Genomic DNA, 19,505 nt, shown 5'->3' with positions numbered 1-19,505 from the left:
GACCTTTGCAACCGCTCCGGCGATACCTTTTGCGCAGTGAACCGCGATTGAACGGCACTTCGTCCCGCAACACGGTCAACCTGTCGCATGTGTGGAAAACTACCCCCGAAACGGCCCGAAATTCCCGGCGTTGCTGGCCATTCCCGCCCGATTGTCCTAGGGCCATCGTTCAATCCTGACAACTAGAGCGAAATAGCCACCGACGTGAGCGACGACACCACCATCATCGATCCCCCTGCCCCCGCGCCGGAACCCGAATTCCAGCGGATCGACATCGTCGATGAAATGAAGACCAGCTATCTCGATTACGCGATGAGCGTGATCGTCAGCCGTGCGCTGCCCGACGTGCGCGACGGGCTGAAGCCGGTCCACCGCCGCATTCTTTTCGCCAGCCAGGAAGGCGGCTTCGTCGCCGGGCGGCCCTATCGCAAGTCGGCCAAGATCGTCGGCGACGTGATGGGCAACTATCACCCGCACGGCGACAGCGCGATCTATGATGCGCTGGCGCGCATGACGCAGAACTGGTCGATGCGCCTGCCACTGATCGACGGCCAGGGCAACTTCGGCTCGATGGATCCCGATCCGCCGGCCTCGATGCGCTATACCGAGGCGCGGCTGGCGCGCGTGGCCAATTCGCTGCTCGACGATCTCGACAAGGATACCGTCGATTTCACCGATAACTACGACGGGTCGCGGCAGGAACCCTCGGTGCTGCCCGCGCGCTTCCCGAACCTGCTGGTCAACGGCGCCGGCGGCATCGCGGTCGGCATGGCGACCAACATTCCGCCGCACAACCTGGGCGAGGTGATCGACGGCTGCCTTGCCTACATGGACAACCCGCTGATCACGATCGACGAACTGATCGAGATCATTCCGGGGCCGGACTTCCCAACCGCGCCGCTGATCCTGGGCGCGGCCGGAGCGCGCAAGGCCTATCACGAAGGCCGCGGCTCGATCATCATGCGCGCCTGCCACAAGATCGAGGAAGGCCGGGGCGATCGCCGCTCGATCGTGCTAACCTCGATCCCGTATCAGGTCGGCAAGTCCGGCTTGGTCGAGAAGATCGCCGAAGCGGCCAAGGACAAGCGGATCGAGGGCATCTCGGACATTCGCGATGAATCCAACCGCGAAGGCGTGCGCGTGGTCATCGACCTCAAGCGCGACGCTACGCCCGAAGTGGTGCTGAACCAACTCTGGCGCAACACGCCCGCGCAATCGAACTTCCCGGCCAACATGCTGGCGATCCGTGGCGGCCGCCCGGAAATCCTCAGCCTGAAGGACATCATCGAATCCTTCGTGCGCTTCCGTGAGGAAGTGATCACGCGGCGCACCAAGTTCGAACTGAACAAGGCGCGGGACCGGGCGCATATCCTGCTCGGCCTCGTCATCGCGGTCACCAATCTCGACGAAGTCGTGCGGATCATCCGGGGATCGGCCAATCCCGCGCTGGCGCGCGAAACGCTGCTCGCCCGCGAATGGCCGATGGGCGAGATCGCGCCCTATATCCGGCTGGTCGAAGCGATCGAGGATGATGCCAGCATCGGCGGCGAAAGCTATCGCCTGTCGGAAACGCAGGTTCGCGCCATTCTCGACCTGCGCCTGCATCGCCTGACCGCGCTCGGCCGCGACGAGATCGGCGACGAATTGGAAGTGCTGGCCAAGGCAATCGAGGAGTTCCTCTCGATCCTGGCCGACCGCGTGAAGCTCTATGGCGTGATGCGCCAGGAACTGATCGAGGTGCGCGATGCCTATGCCACGCCGCGCGTGTCGCTGATCGCACCGGCGGCGGACGGGATCGAGGACGAGGACCTGATCGAGCGCGAGGACATGGTCGTCACGATCACGCTCGATGGCTACATCAAGCGCACACCGCTCTCCACCTTCCGCGCGCAGAACCGTGGCGGCAAGGGCCGTTCCGGAATGGCGACGAAGGAAGAGGATGCCGTGGCGAACATGTTCGTCACCAGCACCCACACGCCCGTTCTGTTTTTCTCCACCGCTGGCAAGGTCTACCGTCTGAAGGTGTGGCGCCTGCCCGAAGGTGGGCCGGCCACGCGCGGCCGTCCGGTGGTCAACCTGCTGCCCGCGCTTGACCAGGGCGAGACGATCGCCGCCGTGCTGCCGCTGCCCGAGGACGAAGGCGAATGGAGCAAGCTCCACGTCATGTTCGCCACGGCGAAAGGCAACGTGCGCCGCAACGCCATGGATCTGTTCGCCAACATCCCGTCGAACGGGAAGTACGCGATGAAGTTCGAGGAAGAGAGCGAGGATCGCCTGATCGGCGTGGCCCTGCTGTCCGAAGGCGATGACGTGCTGCTGGCCAGCCGGCAGGGCAAGGCCATCCGCTTCCCGGCGGACGACGTGCGCGAATTCCAGAGCCGCACGTCCACCGGCGTGCGCGGCATGTCGCTGAAGGAAGGCGACGAGGTCATCTCGCTGTCCATCCTCCACCGCGTCGGCGTGAAGGATCAGGACGAGCGCGAGGACTACCTTCGCTTCGCCCCGTGGAAGGCGGAAAAGGAAGGCGAACCGCAGATGGCGGCGGAGCGCTATGCCGAGCTGGCCGAGAAGGAGGAGTTCATCCTCACCGTCTGCGCCAACGGCTATGGCAAGCTATCGTCCGCCTACGAGTACCGGCGCACCGGCCGTGGCGGCCAGGGCATCACCAATATCGACAACATCGGCCGCAACGGCCCGGTGGTGGCGAGCTTCCCGGCGGTGCAGGCCGACCAGCTGATGCTCGTTACCGATCAGGCCAAGCTGATCCGCCTGCCGCTCGATTCGCTGCGCGTGATCGGGCGCGGCAGCGCGGGCGTGCGGCTCTTCCACGTCGCCGATGACGAACATGTGGTCAGCGCGGTGCGTCTGGCCGAGGAAGAGGGCAGCGAAGGCGAAGTGCCGGAAGGTGCGCCCGATGGCGAGGCGCCGTCCGAGGCATGACCCCTGCCGTCGCCTACAAGGTGCTGACCGCGCCGCAGATGGCGGAGCTGGCCGATAGCGGCCGCTTCGCCGGTGCGCCGGTCGATCTGGCCGACGGCTATATCCACCTCTCCACCGCCGGGCAGCTTGCCGAAACGATCGGCAAGCACTTCGCCGGGCAGACCGACCTGCACATCGTCATGGTCGATCTGGACGCGCTGGGCGATGCGGTGAAGTGGGAACCTTCGCGCGGGGGGCAATTGTTCCCGCACATTTACGGCACCGGCCTGCCGCTGGACGCGGTGATCGCCTATGGTCCGCTGGAGCGACGAGGGGATGGATCGATCATCCTGCCAAAACAGATATATCAACCCGTTTCAGGAAGCGGGAAATAGGCAAAGGCATGCTGCTTGCCGTTCTTTTTCTGATCCTTTTCCTTATCGCGCTCTATTTATATGGAATTTTCTGGTTTTCCCGAAAATTGTTCAGGAAGTGGCACGATTGGCACTGGCGGCAAAGGCTGGGCTTTGGAGCGATTGCTTTTGCGGTGATCGCCTCCCCTTATCTGGCGCTCAAAACAGGGGACTATTTCTCGGCTCTGTCCAGAGTGCCTGAACCGCTTCACGCATCTGCTATCGAGTACAGAGTCGAAAAGGCTTGGGGGTTTGGGCCTGGCGGAAACGAGACAGGATTCGTGGTCTACAGACTTACGGAATCGAGCGCTACGTGGGCCATAGACCAGGGGAAAAATCTTGGAGCGGCGTTAGGCGGAGAGAACCTGGGGTGGCTTGAGACGCCAGTGGATGATCGCGTGGAAAATGGCAGGAAGTGGCACTCCTACGTCGACCATCCAGCGACAGGGGGCGCTGCGGATATTCGGTCCTACCTGGACCAGTATGGTTTCGGTCTCCCTTTGGAAAACGATAGGGCGGACGCGTTCAATCTGGTGATCCGCACCCCCGGATCCTTTTACACTTACGGGGCCGGCGGAGCCATAACGGTAGTCGATCCCAAGCATGGTAAGGTCTATTTCGCCTACGCTGGATAAGGCTACTCCGCGCTGAACTCCCCTTCGCGGCGCAGCGTGGCGATCACGCCGGTGCAGATCAGGAACTGGCCGAAGTAATAGAGGGGCCAGATCAACAGGGGTGGCAGCGCGCTGGTGGCGAGCGGCCCCATGCGCGCGAAGATCAGCAGGTCCGAAGCCACGAACAGCAGCGCGCCCGCGCCCACGCGTCCGCGCGGAAATGCGCTGAGCCACGCCGCCGCGGCCATCCCGCCCAGCGGCAGGGCATAGAGCGCGACCTGCATCGCCATCGCCCGATCCGCCGGCAGCAGCCAGGCCAGCACCGGCACGCCGACGACCAGCGCGATCGCGATGCCCTTGTCCAGCGGACGCACCGCCCTGCCCCGCCCGTGCCGCAGGTAGAGCGCGATGGCGACGAGATGGCCCGCGAAGAACGCCGCCGCGCCGGCGGTGAACGCCACTTCCAGCACCATGTCGCCCAGCGCGCCCAGCGCCATGACCAGCGCGATCCGGTGCGCCCCGCGCGAAGGATGGTGCAGCCAGGCGTAGACGGCAAGCAGGCCCACGCCCGCGCCCTTCCACGCGATCTGGTAGAGCCCCGGCACCGGCCCGCCGGCGATGAACCAGTAGCTGATGCCGAAGACCAGGCTGGCGAGCAGCCAGGGCCGCCGCTCGGCCAATGCGCGACCTGTCATACCGTCCTTCCCGCGTGATGGCCGCGCACCTTGGGGTTGTCCGCGCCGCAAGGCAATGCCAATGCGCGGGGCATGACGCATCAGGTTCACATCATCGGCGGCGGCATGGCCGGCAGCGAGGCGGCATGGCAGCTTGCCCGGCGCGGCGTGCGCGTGCGCCTTTCGGAAATGCGCGGCGCCAATCTGCCAGGCGGCGGCGACACCACGGCGGCGCACCAGGGCACGGGGCTGGCCGAACTGGTCTGCTCCAACAGCTTCCGGTCGGACGATCACGAAAAGAACGCGGTCGGTCTGCTTCACGAGGAAATGCGCCGCTGCGACAGCCTGCTGATGGCGGCGGCCGAAACGGCGCGCGTGCCGGCGGGCTCCGCGCTCGCCGTGGACCGCGACGTGTTTTCGGCGGCGGTGGAACAGGCGCTGGCGGCGCTGCCCAATCTGGAGATCGTGCGCGAGCGGGTGGACGTGCTGCCGGCGCAGGGGCCGGTGATCGTCGCCACCGGCCCGCTCACCGCGCCGGCGCTGGCCGAAAGCATCGGCGGCGCCACCGGGGCGGAAGCGCTCGCCTTCTTCGATGCCATTGCCCCCATCGTCCACCGCGACAGCATCGACATGGACGTGTGCTGGATGGCGAGCCGGTGGGACCGGGGCGAGACCAAGGACTACATCAACTGCCCGATGAACCGCTATCAATACCGCGCGTTCCGGCAGGGCCTGCTCGATGGCGACAAGACCGCGTTCAAGGAATGGGAAGCGGATACGCCCTATTTCGATGGCTGCATGCCGATCGAGGTGATGGCCGAACGGGGCGAGGACACGCTGCGTTTCGGGCCGATGAAGCCGGTGGGGCTGGACAACCCGCACAGCGCCACGCCCGAATTTCCGCGCGGGCGCTGGCCCTATGCCGTGGTGCAATTGCGGCAGGACAACAAGCTGGGCACGCTGTGGAACATGGTGGGCTTCCAGACCAAGCTGAAGCACGCCGAACAGGTGCGGCTGTTCCGCACCATTCCCGGCCTGGAAAACGCGGAATTCGCACGGCTGGGCGGGCTGCACCGCAACACCTTCCTCAATTCGCCCACGCTGCTGGACCGGGAACTGCGCCTGAAAAGCCGCCCGCACATCCGCTTCGCCGGGCAGATCACCGGCTGCGAAGGCTATGTCGAAAGTGCTTCGGTCGGCCTGCTCGCCGGGCTGATGACCGCGCACGAACTCGCCGGCCGCCCCTGGACCCCACCCCCGCGCACCACCGCCTTGGGCGCGCTGCTCGCCCACATCACCGGCGATGCCGAAGCGGAAAGCTACCAGCCGATGAACGTGAACTTCGGCCTGTTCCCACCGGTGGACGCCAGCGTGAAGAAGAAGGAGCGCAAGGAGGCGTACACGGCGCGGGCGAAGCGGGATTTGGGGGAGTGGTTGGTGGCGGGGGTTTGAGCCCCCGCCCGGCACGCGCGACGGCGCAATCCCTAAAGGTTAACGCACAGGATCGGCGGGATTGTGCTGCTCCATGAAGCGCATAGCCGCTTCCAGCATTTCCTGCCGGGTTGTGCTGCGCGAAAGCCAGTGATCCTCGTCCGTCAGAGTCACCAGTTCGACAGGCTTGCCGGCGCGCTGGAGCGCAACCGCCATGTCATTGCTCTGATCGTAAGGCACCACGATGTCGTCCTTGCCATGGATCAGCAGAATCGGAGCGTCCGCCCCGGTAGCGAAGTTGATAGGCGAGATCGCACGCAAATCGCGCCGCGCACCCAATTCCTGTTCAACCGCGTGCCTCATTGCCTTGTCATAGTTACTTCCCACAATGTTAGTTGACGCCAGACGGGCAACATCGCTGACGCCTGCCACAGACACCGCGCAGCGATAGATCCCATGTTGCAGAGTGACTCCGGCGAGTGCAGCGAACCCGCCGTAACTGGCGCCCATGATACAAGCACGTTTAGGATCGACGATCCCCTGTTTGGCCAGCGCGGCCAGACCGTCGGAAATGTCGCTTTGCATGATCCGCCCCCATTGGCCGTTACCAGCGTGCTGAAACGCCGCGCCATAACCGGTCGAGCCGCGGAAATTGGGCTGAAGCACGGCATAACCACGGGAGGCGAATGCCTGCGCCCACCAATCGAAGCCGGGGTAGTCCCGAGCCGCTGGGCCGCCATGCGGAAGAACGACCACAGGCAGATTTTTGGGGTCGCGACCGGGCGGGAGTGTCAGAACGCCTTCGATGGCGGTGCCATCACCAGCGTTGTATTTGAAGACCTGCACCGGGCCCACGTCAGCATGATCGATCGGATAGGAAAAGCCGATCTCTTCTGCCTTGCCGTTGGCAATATCAATCTTCCACCATGTTTGCGGATCGTCTGCCCCTTCCGTCATGACGACGAGCCGGTCAAAATTTTCACTCCAATCGATCAAATGAACTATCAGACCCGGAAATGCCTTCATTGCGGCGCTTACGATCTTTTGCTGGCGCGGATCGGAGAAGGTATAGGCTGGTGTATCTCCCTCCTGCTGATACCCGATCAACCGGCCCGTATAAGTGTCGGTGAAGTATTTGTGGACGTAAACATCGGCGAGGATTTCTTTCGATGCGCCACCACCCAGCGGCGTCTCGAACCAGCGTACTTCCCCATTTTCACGCTCATCGCTTAGAATGACGGTTTCCACCGTCGTCCCCAAGCCAACCAGACCAACATCGCCGAGCGGGTTAGCCCCTTCCTGGATTTTCGTTCCATCCGCGTTGCGGATCGTCCAGGTTCCGTTGGTGGAAATATAGTCCAGCGTCGCCGCGACTTTGCCATCCTTACCCAGAACCCATTGCCGAAAGCCGTTGTTCTCGAAGCGCGGGGCAACCATTCTGGACTGCCGGTTCTGCAGATCGACTTCGTACAGCACCGGCCCGCCGGATGTCAGGTAGCCCACCGGTGACCTAAAATCACCCTTGTAGGTCAGGCCGCCAAAGTATCCATAAAAGCGCCCATCCCTTTGCCGAATTCCGTAAAATCCGCGAACGCCGCCGGTGATTTTTTCGTCATTGGCAAAAACAGACCAGAGCTTGTCACCGTTGAGCGGCACCACCACCATCGTGAAAAGTTCAGTCATGTCGGTAGAAAAGCCGGCATCCAGCTTTGTCGTTTCCGATTTCATGATAAGGACCCGGTCCTCCCCGGCCCAATATATCCCGCGTACCTTTGCATCCCCTACAGGGATCGCCAGCAACGGTTTTTTGTTGGCGTCAAGGACCACGAGGCGCCGGACGTTTTCTGCCAGGCCCACTATCGCGAGACGTTCACCGGACGGAGACAGTGCCATCATTTCCACGCCGGGCAGTTGCCCGTAAGCCGCGAGCGGTGGAGGCGAGCCAGCATATGCGATGGCACAGGGAACGATATTCCCAAAGCTTAGAACCACTGCTGCGCAAATGCCCAGCAACCTCCGCATGGTCATCAACAATCCTCCAACGCGCCATCGCCAGTAGTCTCTATGCGGAGACAATCGCGGGTTAACCGTCAAGGGGAGAAAACTCACCGGCACGCGCAATCCTGCCTCTTCTTCACCTTCGGTTTCGTCGTCGCGAATTCCGTGCGGGTGAGGGACTGGTCGCCGTTGGCGTCGGCGGTCTTGAAGCGGTCGGCGGTTTTGACGGCCCATTCCTCGAAGCTGAGCAGGTTGTTGCCGTCCACGTCGAGCTTGCGGAAATCGCGGACGCGGGGGGCCAGCATCTCGTTGCGGGTAATGCGGCCGTCGCGGTCGCGGTCGAGCCGGTCGAAGCGCTTCTGTTCGCGGGTCTGCTCGGTCGCCTGCGGCAGCGCGGGGCCTTGCAGCCCTTCCCCGTCGGCATCGGGCAGCTCGTCCGTCTCGGCGGTGGGCGTATCGAGTGCGAGCCGGGGTGCGGGCGGCGGGTCGGCATTCGTCGCGCGGCCCTGCCACCAGAACAGGCCGGCGGCCACCACCAACAAGGCGCCCAGCGCTCCCAGCACGATCCGGTTCACCGCGCGTTCCCTCCGATCCGGACCAAGCTATCGCGCGCGGGACGAGGGCGGCAGGGCGAGTTGGGACCGATTTGGTAGATACTTGTTCGCGCGGAAGCGCAGAGGGGGGCGCCAGAGGTGGGCGGCTCATGGCAGCCGGGGATTGGGGCTCTGGAATGGGTTTGGGGGCCTGCGGCCGGGGTGCCTTTGCGCCTCCGCGCGAGCCGGTCAGCGGCCGGTCAGGCCCAGCCGGAGCGCCGCGCCGAAGCCGCGCAGGCCGGTGTCGGGCAGGCCCCTCGCCTGCCGTCGCGCCATGCCGGCCAGAATCGCCAGCGGGCGCATCGGGCGGGGCAGCCGGGGCATCGGCGCGGCGGGATCGGGATCGAGCCATTGCGCCACGCTCGCGCGGATCGGGCCGGGATCGCTCACGCCCGAAAGGCGCCCGAGCGCCACGAACGCCTCGATCCGGGCTTGGGCGAGTTCGGCGCCGCCATCCTCGCCAACGTGGCGCGCCTCATAACCATCGACCAGCGCGCCCAGCGCCGGGCGCTCGGCATCCCAGACTTGCAGGCCGGCCAGCAGCGGTTCGCCCCGTGGCCACAGCGCGGCCTCCTGCGCCATGCGATCGCGCCACCACGCGAGCCGCAGCTGGATCATCAGCGCATCGCGCCCCGGCTTCGCGGTATCGGCCAGGCGCTGTTCGAACGCGAACAGGCCGATCCACGCCGCCCGCGCCGCCGCCGGGGCATAGGCCACGGCGAACCGTTCCAGCGGGGCAAGCTGGTCAGCCAGGTCCATGATCGGCTGATCCATCGGAAATCAGGGTCTTTCGCCGGGGCAGGCGCTGCCGTGCGGAAACCGCAGCGCCCCTCGCCCTCAGCGATAGCAGACCTTCTTCACCGCCTCGACGATCTTGTTGGCGTCGATCAGTGCCGCCTTTTCAAGATTGGCGGCATAGGGAAGCGGCACGTCCTCGTTGGCGACGCGCAGGACCGGGGCATCGAGATTGTCGAAGCCCTCCTCCATGCAGATCGCGATGATTTCCGACGCGATCGAGCAGACCGGGAAGCCTTCCTCGGCCACGACAAGGCGGTTGGTCTTGGCGAGCGAGGCCAGCACCGTTTCCTTGTCGAGCGGGCGCAGCGTGCGCAGGTCGACCACTTCGGCGTCGATGCCCTCGTCGGCGAGCTTGGCCGCCGCTTCGAGCGCATAGCCCACACCGATGGAATAGGACACGATGGTCACGTCCCTGCCTTCGCGCACCACGCGGGCCTTGCCGATCGGCAGGACGAAATCGTCCAGCTGCGGCACATCGAACGTGCGGCCATAGACCAGCTCGTTTTCGAGGAACACCACCGGGTCCTCGCTGCGGATCGCGGCCTTCATCAGCCCCTTGGCGTCGGCCGCGTCATAAGGCGCGATCACGACAAGGCCGGGGACGGCGGCGTACCACGGGCCGTAGTTCTGCGAATGCTGCGCGCCGACGCGGCTCGCCGCGCCGTTGGGGCCGCGGAACACGATCGGGCAGCGCATCTGGCCGCCGGACATGTAGTTCGTCTTGGCGGCGGAATTGATGATGTGGTCGATCGCCTGCATGGCGAAGTTGAACGTCATGAATTCCACGATCGGGCGCAGGCCCCCCATCGCCGCGCCGGTGCCGATGCCGGCAAAGCCGTATTCGGTGATCGGGGTGTCGATCACGCGCTGGGGGCCGAATTCGTCCAGCAGCCCCTGGGTGACCTTGTAGGCGCCCTGGTATTCGGCCACTTCCTCGCCCATCACGAACACGCGGCTGTCGGCGCGCATTTCCTCGGCCATGGCATCGCGCAGCGCTTCGCGGACGGTGGTGGGAACCATAGCGGTGCCGGCGGGCACTTCGGGATCGGCGGCGGGCTTGGCCGCAACCGGCGCGGCAACTGGCGCAGGTGCGGGGGCCGGGGTCGGCGTTGCGGCTGGAGCCGGCGCGGAAGCCGCGGCAGGCGCCGGCGCGGCTTCCTCGCCCTCGCTCTGCAGCAGCGCGATCACGGTGCCGACCTTCACGCCCTCGGTCCCTTCGGGAACGACGATCTGGCCGACGGTGCCTTCGTCCACGGCTTCGAATTCCATCGTCGCCTTGTCGGTCTCGATCTCGGCGAGGATATCGCCGGACTTCACTTCATCGCCTTCCTTGACCAGCCACTTGGCCAGCGTGCCCTCTTCCATCGTCGGCGAGAGCGCGGGCATCTTCAGTTCGATCGCCATGTCAGTACTGCTCCACCACCACGTCGGTATACAGTTCGGCCAATGCCGGCTCGGGCGAGCTTTCGGCGAAATCGGCGGCTTCTGCCACAACCTGGCGGATTTTCTTGTCGATGTCCTTGATCCGGTCCTCGGCCACGCCGCGCTGCAGCAGCTCGGTCTTCGCGGCCTCGATCGGATCGTGCTTCTCGCGCATTTCCTGCACTTCCTCGCGGCTGCGGTACTTGGCCGGGTCCGACATCGAGTGCCCGCGATAGCGATAGGTCTTGAGTTCGAGCAGCACCGGCCCGTTGCCGCCGCGCACGAATTCCAGCGCCACTTCGGCCGCCTGGCGCACTTCCAGCACATCCATGCCGTTCACGTCGATGCCGGGGATGCGGAAGGCGGTGCCGCGACGGTAGAAATGCGTCTCGGCCGAACCGCGCTTGACCGCCGTGCCCATGGCGTAGCCGTTGTTTTCCACCACGAACACGATCGGCAGCTTCCACAGCGCCGCCATGTTGAAGGTTTCATAGACCTGGCCCTGGTTGGCCGCGCCATCGCCGAAGTAGGCCATGCACACGCCGCCATCGTTGCGGTACTTGTGCGCGAAGGCCAGGCCCGCACCCAGCGGCACCTGCGCGCCGACGATGCCATGGCCGCCGTAGAACTTGTGATCGGTGCTGAACATGTGCATCGACCCGCCCTTGCCGCGCGAGATGCCCGCGCCGCGCCCGGTCAGTTCGGCCATGATCACCTTGGGATCGATGCCATAGGCCAGCATGTGCCCGTGATCGCGATAGCCGGTGATGACGCTGTCATGCCCTTCGCTGAGCGCCGACTGGAGCCCGACCGCGACCGCTTCCTGCCCGATGTAGAGGTGGCAGAACCCGCCGATCAGGCCCAGCCCATAGAGCTGGCCCGCCTTTTCCTCGAACCGGCGGATCAGCACCATCTGTTCGTAGAAGTGCAGCAGTTCGTCGTCGCTCGCCTCGAACCGGCGATTGTTGGCGTGGGCCTGTTGCAGGCTGCGCAACGCGAACGTGGCCTCGTCGAGCGGTTCATCCGCCGCCGAAGCGATCACCGGCTCCGCGGCGGCGGGCGGCGTGGCCTTGGCGGCGCGGCGGCGCGTTGCTGCGGGTTTGGTGACGGGAGCGGCAGGTTTGGCGGCGCGGGGCCTGGCGGACTTGGCCAAGTCGATGATCCTTTTTCTGGCAGCCTCGGCTTCGATCGTGCGAAGCTTGGCTTGCGTATGAGCCAGTTGCGAGGATTCCGCAACGTCCAACCGGCCTGCTCCCGTTCCCGGATAGCTATTCACACCGATTTGGTTATTATCGTAAGAAGGACAATTCAATTTGGCGTTTCACGGGGGTGGAGACGCGCTGGGCGCATGACGGCGCGCCCGCAACATCCGAATCAACCGTGACAGGGCTGCGGATGCAGATGGGTACGTCATGCGCCCGGAAGGGAGGCAGGGCGGGAGAGGCAGCGAGAGGACGGAATTACGAACCGCCAGAACGTTTCAGGCCGACCAGGATAACCTGGCCGGCCTGAACATTTCCGCCCTTTCGGGGGAATGGCGCGCCCGGAACGATTCGAACGTCCGACCCTCAGATTCGTAGTCTGATGCTCTATCCAGCTGAGCTACGGGCGCCGGGAGACGCGCCTTTAGGAGAGCGATTCCGTGTTGGCAAGTCACTTCAGCAACGCAAGCACCGCTTTTGCCAGCGGAACATCCAGGGGCGGCATCGGAAACGTCGATATTTCCGGTCTTCCCGCCCATTTCAGCATCGCATTTTTTTCACAGACCGGTTCCCCTTTCCACAGACGGCAGACGTATAGCAGCAGCAGAATCGGCGGCGTGCCACTCGAATCATCTGTGTGGGCGAACGACAGCGGCGTGATATCAGCCGCCGACAGGGTCACACCCAGTTCCTCGTCGATTTCGCGGATCAGCGCCTGGACTGGCCCTTCGCCGGCTTCGACTTTGCCGCCGGGGAATTCCCACAGGCCGCCATGCTGTTTTCCTTCCGGACGACGCTGGAGCAGGACCCTGCCCCACCCGTCGATCATGGCTGCCGCAACAACAATTCGCATCGATCCACTCCGGATAAAAAATACTGGCGGATCGCAAAGGACGCGACAACCGGCTCCGCTGGAAGGCCCGAAACTTTTCGTAAATCAAATTTTAGGAACAATCCCGTAACCTTTCGCCACCGTGACGCGGGGGCCAAGTAATATGTTGGAATTGTGGCATAAAATTATGCGCGATGAAAGCGCCGCCACGGCCGTTGAATACGGCTTGCTGGTGGGATTCATCGCGCTTGCCATTATTGGGGGCATGAACAACTTCACCAACCAGATGGTTGCCCTGTGGCATTCGGTCGAAAACGCATCGAACAGCGCCGCGGCCAATTAACGTCGTTTTAGGAAATGCCGCCTAATTCAGCCCTACCTGCTCCAGGGACAACACGGAGCGGGTCGGGAACAAGAAGACGCTTAAGGAGACCTGACATGAAGCTTTTCCGTGATCTGCTCGCGAACGAAGAAGGCGCGACCGCCATCGAATACGGCCTGATCGCCGCCCTCATCGCCGTCGCCGCCATCACCGCGATGGGTTCGCTCGGCAACTCGCTGACCAACACCTTCAACACGGTGTCGGGCAAGATGAACAACGCCAACACGGCCGCTGCTGCGAAGAACTAATCGCAAACGTGATCGGTCGCGGTCCTGGACCGCGATCCAAGCCAAAGAGGCGGTCGGCGCAATCGCCGGCCGCCTTTTTCGCTGCAGCCCCTCGCCCGGCGTCCGTCACCGCCGGAAGGCTGTACCGCAAGGCATCTGAAAAGGGGACCGACCATGAAGCTCTTCCACGCGCTGCTGCGCGACGAAGAAGGTGCAACCGCGATCGAGTACGGCCTGATTGCCGCGCTCATCGCCGTTGCCGCCATCACCGCGATGGGTTCGCTCGGCAATTCGCTGACCAACACCTTCAACACGGTGTCGGGCAAGATGAACAACGCCAACACCAAGGCCGCGGCCAAGACGATCTGATCGTCCGTCGCCTTGCCTGACACGAACGAAACGGCCGGCTTCACGCCGGCCGTTTCTGTTTGCCGGCCCTGAAATGGCCCTGCGCCCGCTATCAATAGACGATCAGCTTGACCTTCTGGCCAGGCACCAGCCTGCTGGAGGCGGTCAGCGCGTTGAGCACGAGGAAGCGGTCCACCGGCCGGTCCGTGTAGGCCATGCGCGCGCCCAGCGATTGCACGGTATCGCCGCTCTTCACCGTCACCACATCAAGCTTGCGCGCCTTGACCGCGCTCGCTTCCGTCGCGTTGATGCGACGGATCGAGCGGAACATGGAGTCGAACTGCCCCGCCTGCCCGGCCTGGCTGATCGTGGCGAAGTGAAAGGCCTGCCCCTGCCCCCAGTCATAGGCATAGACCACCACGTCCACCGTCGAACCGTTGCTGGTGGTCCTGGCCGTGCCATAGGCGGCGGGTATGCCGTTGATCGTGGTCGTCTGCAGCGTATCGGGCGCGAATTGTCCCTGCGACGAAAGCCCGGCGAACACCGAATGGACATAGGCAGAAAGATCGCCGCTGTACTTGCCCGATGCGAACTCGCCCTTGCCCGACTGGCCGGAAATCGCAACCGACGTGGCACTGTTGACCAGCGAGAATCCCGCCGGCGCCTGGAAGGCGAGCCGCAACTGCGGGTGCGTGAACGTGCGCCCGTCGACAACACCCTGATTGGGATCGTCGCCATAGGTCAGGCCGCGCACGCGCGTGAGGAACGTGTCGCGGTTGGTCATCCCCGTGGCGGTGGTCCCGGCGCGCAGCAACGCGGCGCGCACGCGCGAGGCGGGGTCCGGGTGCGTGCTGGCCCATTCCGGCACCGAATTGCCCTGCCCCGCGATCTGGCTGTCCAGCGCGGTCTGATTGGCCAGGCTTTGCAACACCGTGGACATTGCGCGGGGGTCGTAGCCGGCGCGGCCCAGATACGTGATGCCAAGATTGTCCGCTTCGGTTTCCTGCGACCGCGAATACTTAAGCGTCAGCAGTTGGCTACCGGTGGAGAACAGGCGTTGGCCGATCTGGCCGGCCGCCGAATTGCCGAGCACGGCGGTGGAGAGGACCGAACCGAGCACGCCAAGGATCGTGTTGCGCGTGGCGGCGCTTTCCCGCTTTGCGGCGTGGCGCGCGGCGACATGGCCGACTTCGTGCCCCAGCACGCCGGCCAGTTCCGCCTCGTTGTTCATCAGCGCCACGAGTTGCCGGGTGACGTAGATATAGCCTCCCGGAATGGCGAAGGCGTTATTCACCGGTGAATTGAGCAGCGTGACGGTGAAATCGCCCCGCGCGTTGCTGAGGCCCGACTGAACGGCGATGGTCTTGCCCACGGATTCGACGTAAGTCGCCTGCGGTCCGGTGAGGCCACCGCCGTATTCCTGGAGGAGCTGGGGGTGCGCTTCAGCGCCCTGCTTCTTGTCGGACGCGCTGATCGCCTGGACGGCATTGGCCTGAGCGCGCACGGGAGCGCCCGGCAGCATGGCAGACCCGGCCACGCCCGCCGCAAGAACCGACAGTCCGGCAACAGCAAGACGCAGGCGGTTTCGGCTTTTCATGGCATCTCCCTCGAACAATCACGATCGCAACGGCTGCGGCAAATGCCGCGACGCTTTGTCGCAAACCGAAATCTTCTGTGCCAAATCCGGTTCCCGCGCGCCAGCGCGACGAACGGATCAGGCACCAATTCGGAGGAAACGATCCGCCCGCATCGTGCGCAGAGCATCGGGCGACTTGCCTGCCAGTCCGTCCAGTTCCTGCGCGATCGCCTGCGACAGAGCCGCCGCCGTTGCTGCGGGATCGCGATGGGCGCCGCCCACCGGTTCGGGCACGATCCGGTCGATCACGCCCAGCGCGAGCAGATCCTGCGCCGTAACTTTCATCGCCTCGGCCGCTTCGGGCGCCTTTTCCGCCGTGCGCCACAGGATCGAGGCGCAACCTTCGGGCGAGATCACCGAATAGACCGCATGTTCCAGCATCAGCACGCGCTCGGCGCTCGCCAGCGCCACCGCGCCGCCCGAACCGCCCTCGCCCACGATCGTCGCCACCATCGGCACGCCGAGCGCCAGGCAGGCCTCGGTCGAACGGGCGATGGCCTCGGCCTGTCCGCGCTCCTCCGCCTCCACGCCCGGGAACGCACCCGAAGTATCGACCAGCGTCACCACCGGCAGGCCGAAGCGGCTCGCCAGTTCCATCAGGCGCACCGCCTTGCGGTAGCCTTCGGGCTTGCCCATGCCGAAGTTGTGGCGGATGCGGCTTTGCGTATCGTTGCCCTTCTCGTGGCCGATCAGCATGACCCGGCGATCGCCCAACCGCGCGAACCCGCCGATGATCGCCTGATCCTCGCCATAGAGCCGATCGCCGCCCAGCGGCATGAAGCCTTCGAACATCCGTTCGACATAGTCGCGGAAATGCGGGCGGGCGGGATGGCGGGCCACCTGGGTCTTCTGCCAGGGCGTCAGCGCCTTGTAGGTGCTGGCCAGCAGTTCGGCTGACTTGTTTTCCAGCCGCCGGATTTCGGACGCGATGTCCAGTTCGCCGCTCTGCGCGGTCTCCCGAAGCTCGGCGATGCGCGCTTCCAGCGCGGCGACCGGCTTCTCGAATTCGAGATACGAAATCATGGCAGACGCGCTAGGGCGGTGCGCGCCCGTGGTCAACTGCGTCCTGCGGCGCGTCCTGTGGACGCGGCCAGCGGATGCCGTTCGTTGACCAGCGCGACAAGCCGCGAGGCATCGACGTGGGTGTATATCTGGGTGGTCGCGATATCGGCATGGCCCAGCAGGGTCTGCAGCACGCGCAGGTCCGCCCCGCCTTCCAGCAAATGCGTGGCGAAGGCATGGCGCAGCACGTGTGGGCTGACCTTTTCGGGATCGATTCCGGCGCGCGCGGCCAGATCGCGCAGCAACTGGAACAGGCGCACGCGCGTAAGGTGCCCGCCGCGCGGCGAGGGAAACACGAAGCGGCCGCCCGCCGGGCGCAGCCGCAGCCATTCCGCCAGCGCCCGGATCGCGCGAGCGCCCACGGGCACGAGCCGTTGCTGCCCGCCCTTGCCGGTGATCGCCAGGAACGGCGCATCGCGCGGCACGGCGACGAGCGGCAGCGAGACCAGTTCCGTCGCGCGCAGGCCGGACCCATAGAGCAATTCAAGCAGGGCAAGCATGCGCACGCCATCGTGCGTGCCGGCGCCCGCTTCCTCCTCCGCCGTGGCGAACAGCCGGGCGATCTCCCCGTGATCGAGCAGGCGTGGCAGCGGACGGCGCGCGCGTGGGCGCGGCATGGCGATGGAGGGATCGTCGGTGCGCAGGCCCTCGTCGATCAGGAAGCCGTAGAACTGGCGCAACGCCGAAGCCTTGCGCGCGATGCTCGAGGGGGAAAGCTCGGCCCAGTGCCCGGCAAGGCTGGCGATGGCTTCCCGGTCCGCGCCAGCCAGATCGCCGACGATGGCCTGCGCACCGGTCAGATCGCGGCGATAAGCCTCGATGGTGTTGGCGGCCGCGCCGCGTTCCGCCGCAAGCATGGAGAGAAACGCGCCGATCAGGCCGCCGGGCATCGCGGCGGAAAGGGCGGCGCCGGCCATCCGGATCAGACTCGCGCCACTGCCTCTGCCGCGATCATCCGGGCCTCACCGTCCAGGCCGACCCGGCGCAGCGCGGAAACGATATGGAACAGGTGAACCGCCGTCATCCGGTCCCACGAGGCGCCCTGCATCCCGAAACCGGCAAGCAGCGCGACGAGCGCGGGATTGTTCGATTCCGCCGCCGCGTCGATCGCACGCGTCCATCGGGTCTGCCGGTTCATGTCCACCGAGAGCTTGCCCGCGAGCGTGGTGGCGGCCGAGGAATCGATGCGGCCCAGCCCCATCAGCCCGGCAAGCAGAAAGCGCGAGCGCATCTGATCGGTGCTGTCATCGTTGGACTGGAAGGTATCGAGCGTTCCCGCGTCCACTGCCGACAGCTTGTTTGGCGCGGCCAGCGCCAGCAATCCCCAGGCTTCGCTACCAGCCTTGACATAGGGCGCCCAGCGCACCGCGTTCTGATCGAGGCCAGCGGTCAGCATCGAGGCGATCAAGCCGCTGGCGCTATCGGCCATGCCATCGCCCGGCACCACCCGCGCGGCGGCATAGGCCGTCAGCACAAGCCGGGAATAGGCGCGATCAGGATCGCTGCCATCGCCCCACAGTTCCTTGATCGCGCCCAGTCGATCATCCGCATCGGGTGCAACGTAGGCGGTACGCAGCTTGTCGGCGAGCGGCCCCCAGGCCTTGTCCGGATCTTCCTGCGCGGCGATCTCGCCATAGAGATCGACCATCGCCGCGCTCGACAGGATGCCTCGCCCGGCGCCCACGTCGGCTGCGGTCGCGCGCGCGGCAAGGGAAAGCATGGGTGCGCGAACGGCATAGAACTGATAGGCCGCCCCCGCCTTGGCGCGCAAGTCTTGGGGGGGTTCAAGCCCGGTGGCAAGTGAGATGCCCGTGCGCCACGGCGTGAGCGTGGTGACGTCCTTCCACTCGATCGTGACGGCACGGCGCGTGTTCGATGCCGCGCCCGCGAACTTCTGCGCCAGCAGGATATCGATCTTCTCGCCGTCGCCCCGCCGCATCGCGCGATCGAGTTGCGCCATCGCCGGCGGACCATCGCCGGTGAAGGCCGAACAGATCGCGCGGGCGAGATCCCAGTCCCAGCCCTGGCGCCCAGCCGCCGTCAGCCCGGTGATGGGGCACAGGCCCACCGGATCGGCGGTGCCGAGGTAGCTGCCCATCGCGGCATCCTCCAGCCCGGGGGTATAGAAACCGCTATCGACTTCCTGCACCATGGCGCGCGCGGCATCGGCCTCGCCCATGCGCAGCAGCGCTTGCGCGCGCAGGGCTGCCCAGTCCGCGCCGTTCATACCGACCGGTGTATCCAGCCGGCTTGCCAGCGCGCGGCGCACCAGGATGTGCCCCCAGCGCGAAACGAAATCGCCGCTCATCCGGCCGATCACGCCTTCGACGAACGCGCCGTTGAGGAAATGGGTGGACGTGGCGGGAAAACCGCCGTCCTGTTCGTCGATCACGCCCACCCGCGACAAGCTGCGCTGGCTGGAGACCGGCGTATCGAACTTCGGCGTGGCGCTGGCGATCAGCTGGTCCAGCAACGCAGGGTCGATCGCATCGAGCAGCCCGTCGTCGACTGGCGCCGATGCCACCGCCGGCGCGCCGGGAACGGGTTGGACCACCGGCACCGATGTGGAGGCGGCCGATCCGGGCGCCGTCGCCGGTTGAGCGGGAGTTGAAGTGGCTGGGCGCGAGGCGTTGGGCTTGGGCGATGCCGCCGGCGCGGGCGCGTTATCGAAACCGGGAGGTAGCAATGATTCCTGCGCGGCAACCATGCCCGAGATGCAGGTCAGCGCGGCGCAGCCCAGCAAGGCAAGGCGCCAGCGATGCATGAACGCACGCCCGTTCTTCGATCTTGTCGGGGTATCGTGGCTCACGGTGCTGTCCCCGGGGCGTTTACCGGCTCTTCGATCCATTGTGTCGGCTCCGCTCCGCCCCTGATCCATGCTACCACCAATAATGCCGCCGTTATCGCAACAAGCGCGACAACGCCGCCAGCGACCAATACCTTGTTCACGCGAC

General features: G+C 65.3%; 18 protein-coding genes and 1 tRNA gene. 7 read left to right on the top strand and 12 right to left on the bottom strand.

All coding sequences use genetic code 11. The annotated features are described in order from the left end of the window. The first annotated feature begins 204 nt into the window (after nt 1–204). Genes gyrA through B3547_RS12215 form a run of 3 tightly spaced genes read left to right on the top strand, consistent with a single transcriptional unit; the run spans nt 205 to nt 3,967 of the window. Nucleotides 205–2,940: a DNA gyrase subunit A gene (gene gyrA / locus B3547_RS12225; protein WP_292963493.1), complete on the top strand. Its 2,736-nt coding sequence runs from the start codon at nt 205–207 to the stop codon at nt 2,938–2,940. Further along, complete coding sequence (locus B3547_RS12220; protein WP_292963490.1) at nt 2,937–3,314, top strand: DUF952 domain-containing protein; 378 nt, start codon at nt 2,937–2,939, stop codon at nt 3,312–3,314. The genes gyrA and B3547_RS12220 overlap by 4 nt, the downstream gene beginning before the upstream one ends. 8 nt (nt 3,315–3,322) lie before the next feature. Further along, nucleotides 3,323–3,967 carry a hypothetical protein gene (locus B3547_RS12215; RefSeq protein ID WP_292963487.1) on the top strand — a complete coding sequence of 215 codons (645 nt, stop codon included), beginning with the start codon at nt 3,323–3,325 and terminating at the stop codon, nt 3,965–3,967. Nucleotides 3,968–3,969: 2 nt separating this feature from the next. Here B3547_RS12215 and B3547_RS12210 read toward each other — a convergent pair whose 3' ends face one another. Beyond that, on the bottom strand, nt 3,970–4,641 hold the full coding sequence (locus tag B3547_RS12210) for a lysoplasmalogenase family protein (RefSeq protein WP_292963484.1): 672 nt from the start codon (nt 4,639–4,641) through the stop codon (nt 3,970–3,972). 72 nt (nt 4,642–4,713) lie between these two features. Between B3547_RS12210 and trmFO the strand changes: the two genes are divergently transcribed. Beyond that, the gene (trmFO, locus tag B3547_RS12205; RefSeq protein ID WP_292963481.1) at nt 4,714–6,072 is read left to right on the top strand and encodes a methylenetetrahydrofolate--tRNA-(uracil(54)-C(5))-methyltransferase (FADH(2)-oxidizing) TrmFO; all 1,359 of its coding nucleotides are present in this window, start codon (nt 4,714–4,716) and stop codon (nt 6,070–6,072) included. A gap of 39 nt (nt 6,073–6,111) precedes the next feature. Here trmFO and B3547_RS12200 read toward each other — a convergent pair whose 3' ends face one another. From B3547_RS12200 to B3547_RS12170, 7 genes are all read right to left on the bottom strand, one after another. Further along, entirely contained in the window at nt 6,112–8,079 is a 1,968-nt protein-coding gene (locus B3547_RS12200; RefSeq protein WP_292963478.1) for an alpha/beta hydrolase family protein, read from the bottom strand. Between the two features lie 77 nt (nt 8,080–8,156). Further along, on the bottom strand, nt 8,157–8,624 hold the full coding sequence (locus tag B3547_RS12195; RefSeq protein WP_292963475.1) for a hypothetical protein: 468 nt from the start codon (nt 8,622–8,624) through the stop codon (nt 8,157–8,159). A gap of 207 nt (nt 8,625–8,831) precedes the next feature. Further along, a complete protein-coding gene (locus tag B3547_RS12190; RefSeq protein WP_292963472.1) occupies nt 8,832–9,401 on the bottom strand; it encodes a hypothetical protein in 570 nt (189 codons plus the stop codon). A gap of 78 nt (nt 9,402–9,479) precedes the next feature. Then, the gene (locus tag B3547_RS12185) at nt 9,480–10,844 is read right to left on the bottom strand and encodes a pyruvate dehydrogenase complex E1 component subunit beta (RefSeq protein WP_292963469.1); all 1,365 of its coding nucleotides are present in this window, start codon (nt 10,842–10,844) and stop codon (nt 9,480–9,482) included. Nucleotide 10,845: 1 nt separating this feature from the next. Beyond that, nucleotides 10,846–11,856 (bottom strand): pyruvate dehydrogenase (acetyl-transferring) E1 component subunit alpha, encoded by a 1,011-nt coding sequence (gene pdhA, locus B3547_RS12180; RefSeq protein WP_223806425.1) that lies wholly within the window; start codon nt 11,854–11,856, stop codon nt 10,846–10,848. Nucleotides 11,857–12,397: 541 nt separating this feature from the next. Then, nucleotides 12,398–12,474, bottom strand: a tRNA-Arg gene (locus B3547_RS12175). 41 nt (nt 12,475–12,515) lie between these two features. Then, on the bottom strand, nt 12,516–12,917 hold the full coding sequence (locus B3547_RS12170) for a (deoxy)nucleoside triphosphate pyrophosphohydrolase (RefSeq protein ID WP_292963465.1): 402 nt from the start codon (nt 12,915–12,917) through the stop codon (nt 12,516–12,518). A 166-nt stretch (nt 12,918–13,083) separates the two neighbouring features. On the opposite strand from B3547_RS12170, the gene B3547_RS12165 reads away from it, so the two are divergent. The 3 genes from B3547_RS12165 (at nt 13,084) to B3547_RS12155 (ending at nt 13,874) form a co-directional block, all read left to right on the top strand. After that, on the top strand, nt 13,084–13,239 hold the full coding sequence (locus B3547_RS12165; RefSeq protein ID WP_255530414.1) for a Flp family type IVb pilin: 156 nt from the start codon (nt 13,084–13,086) through the stop codon (nt 13,237–13,239). A gap of 95 nt (nt 13,240–13,334) precedes the next feature. Continuing rightward, complete coding sequence (locus B3547_RS12160; protein ID WP_194920867.1) at nt 13,335–13,526, top strand: Flp family type IVb pilin; 192 nt, start codon at nt 13,335–13,337, stop codon at nt 13,524–13,526. A gap of 153 nt (nt 13,527–13,679) precedes the next feature. After that, nucleotides 13,680–13,874 (top strand): Flp family type IVb pilin, encoded by a 195-nt coding sequence (locus B3547_RS12155; protein WP_292963460.1) that lies wholly within the window; start codon nt 13,680–13,682, stop codon nt 13,872–13,874. A gap of 91 nt (nt 13,875–13,965) precedes the next feature. On the opposite strand, the gene B3547_RS12150 is transcribed toward B3547_RS12155, so the two are convergent. The 4 genes from B3547_RS12150 to B3547_RS12135 form a co-directional block, all read right to left on the bottom strand. Beyond that, nucleotides 13,966–15,450 (bottom strand): M48 family metalloprotease, encoded by a 1,485-nt coding sequence (locus B3547_RS12150; RefSeq protein ID WP_292963458.1) that lies wholly within the window; start codon nt 15,448–15,450, stop codon nt 13,966–13,968. Between the two features lie 117 nt (nt 15,451–15,567). Next, complete coding sequence (locus tag B3547_RS12145) at nt 15,568–16,512, bottom strand: acetyl-CoA carboxylase carboxyltransferase subunit alpha (RefSeq protein ID WP_124807390.1); 945 nt, start codon at nt 16,510–16,512, stop codon at nt 15,568–15,570. 32 nt (nt 16,513–16,544) lie between these two features. Continuing rightward, nucleotides 16,545–17,468, bottom strand: coding sequence for a tyrosine recombinase (locus B3547_RS12140; protein WP_292963455.1), 924 nt, complete (start codon nt 17,466–17,468; stop codon nt 16,545–16,547). 5 nt (nt 17,469–17,473) lie between these two features. Continuing rightward, a complete protein-coding gene (locus B3547_RS12135; protein WP_292963453.1) occupies nt 17,474–19,360 on the bottom strand; it encodes a hypothetical protein in 1,887 nt (628 codons plus the stop codon). Nucleotides 19,361–19,505 lie beyond the last annotated feature (145 nt).

The sequence above is a fragment of the Novosphingobium sp. UBA1939 genome (genome assembly GCF_002336885.1).
Lineage (GTDB): Bacteria > Pseudomonadota > Alphaproteobacteria > Sphingomonadales > Sphingomonadaceae > Novosphingobium.
Note: the sequence above shows the minus strand (reverse complement) of the source record. Positions and strands in the feature narration are given on the sequence as shown.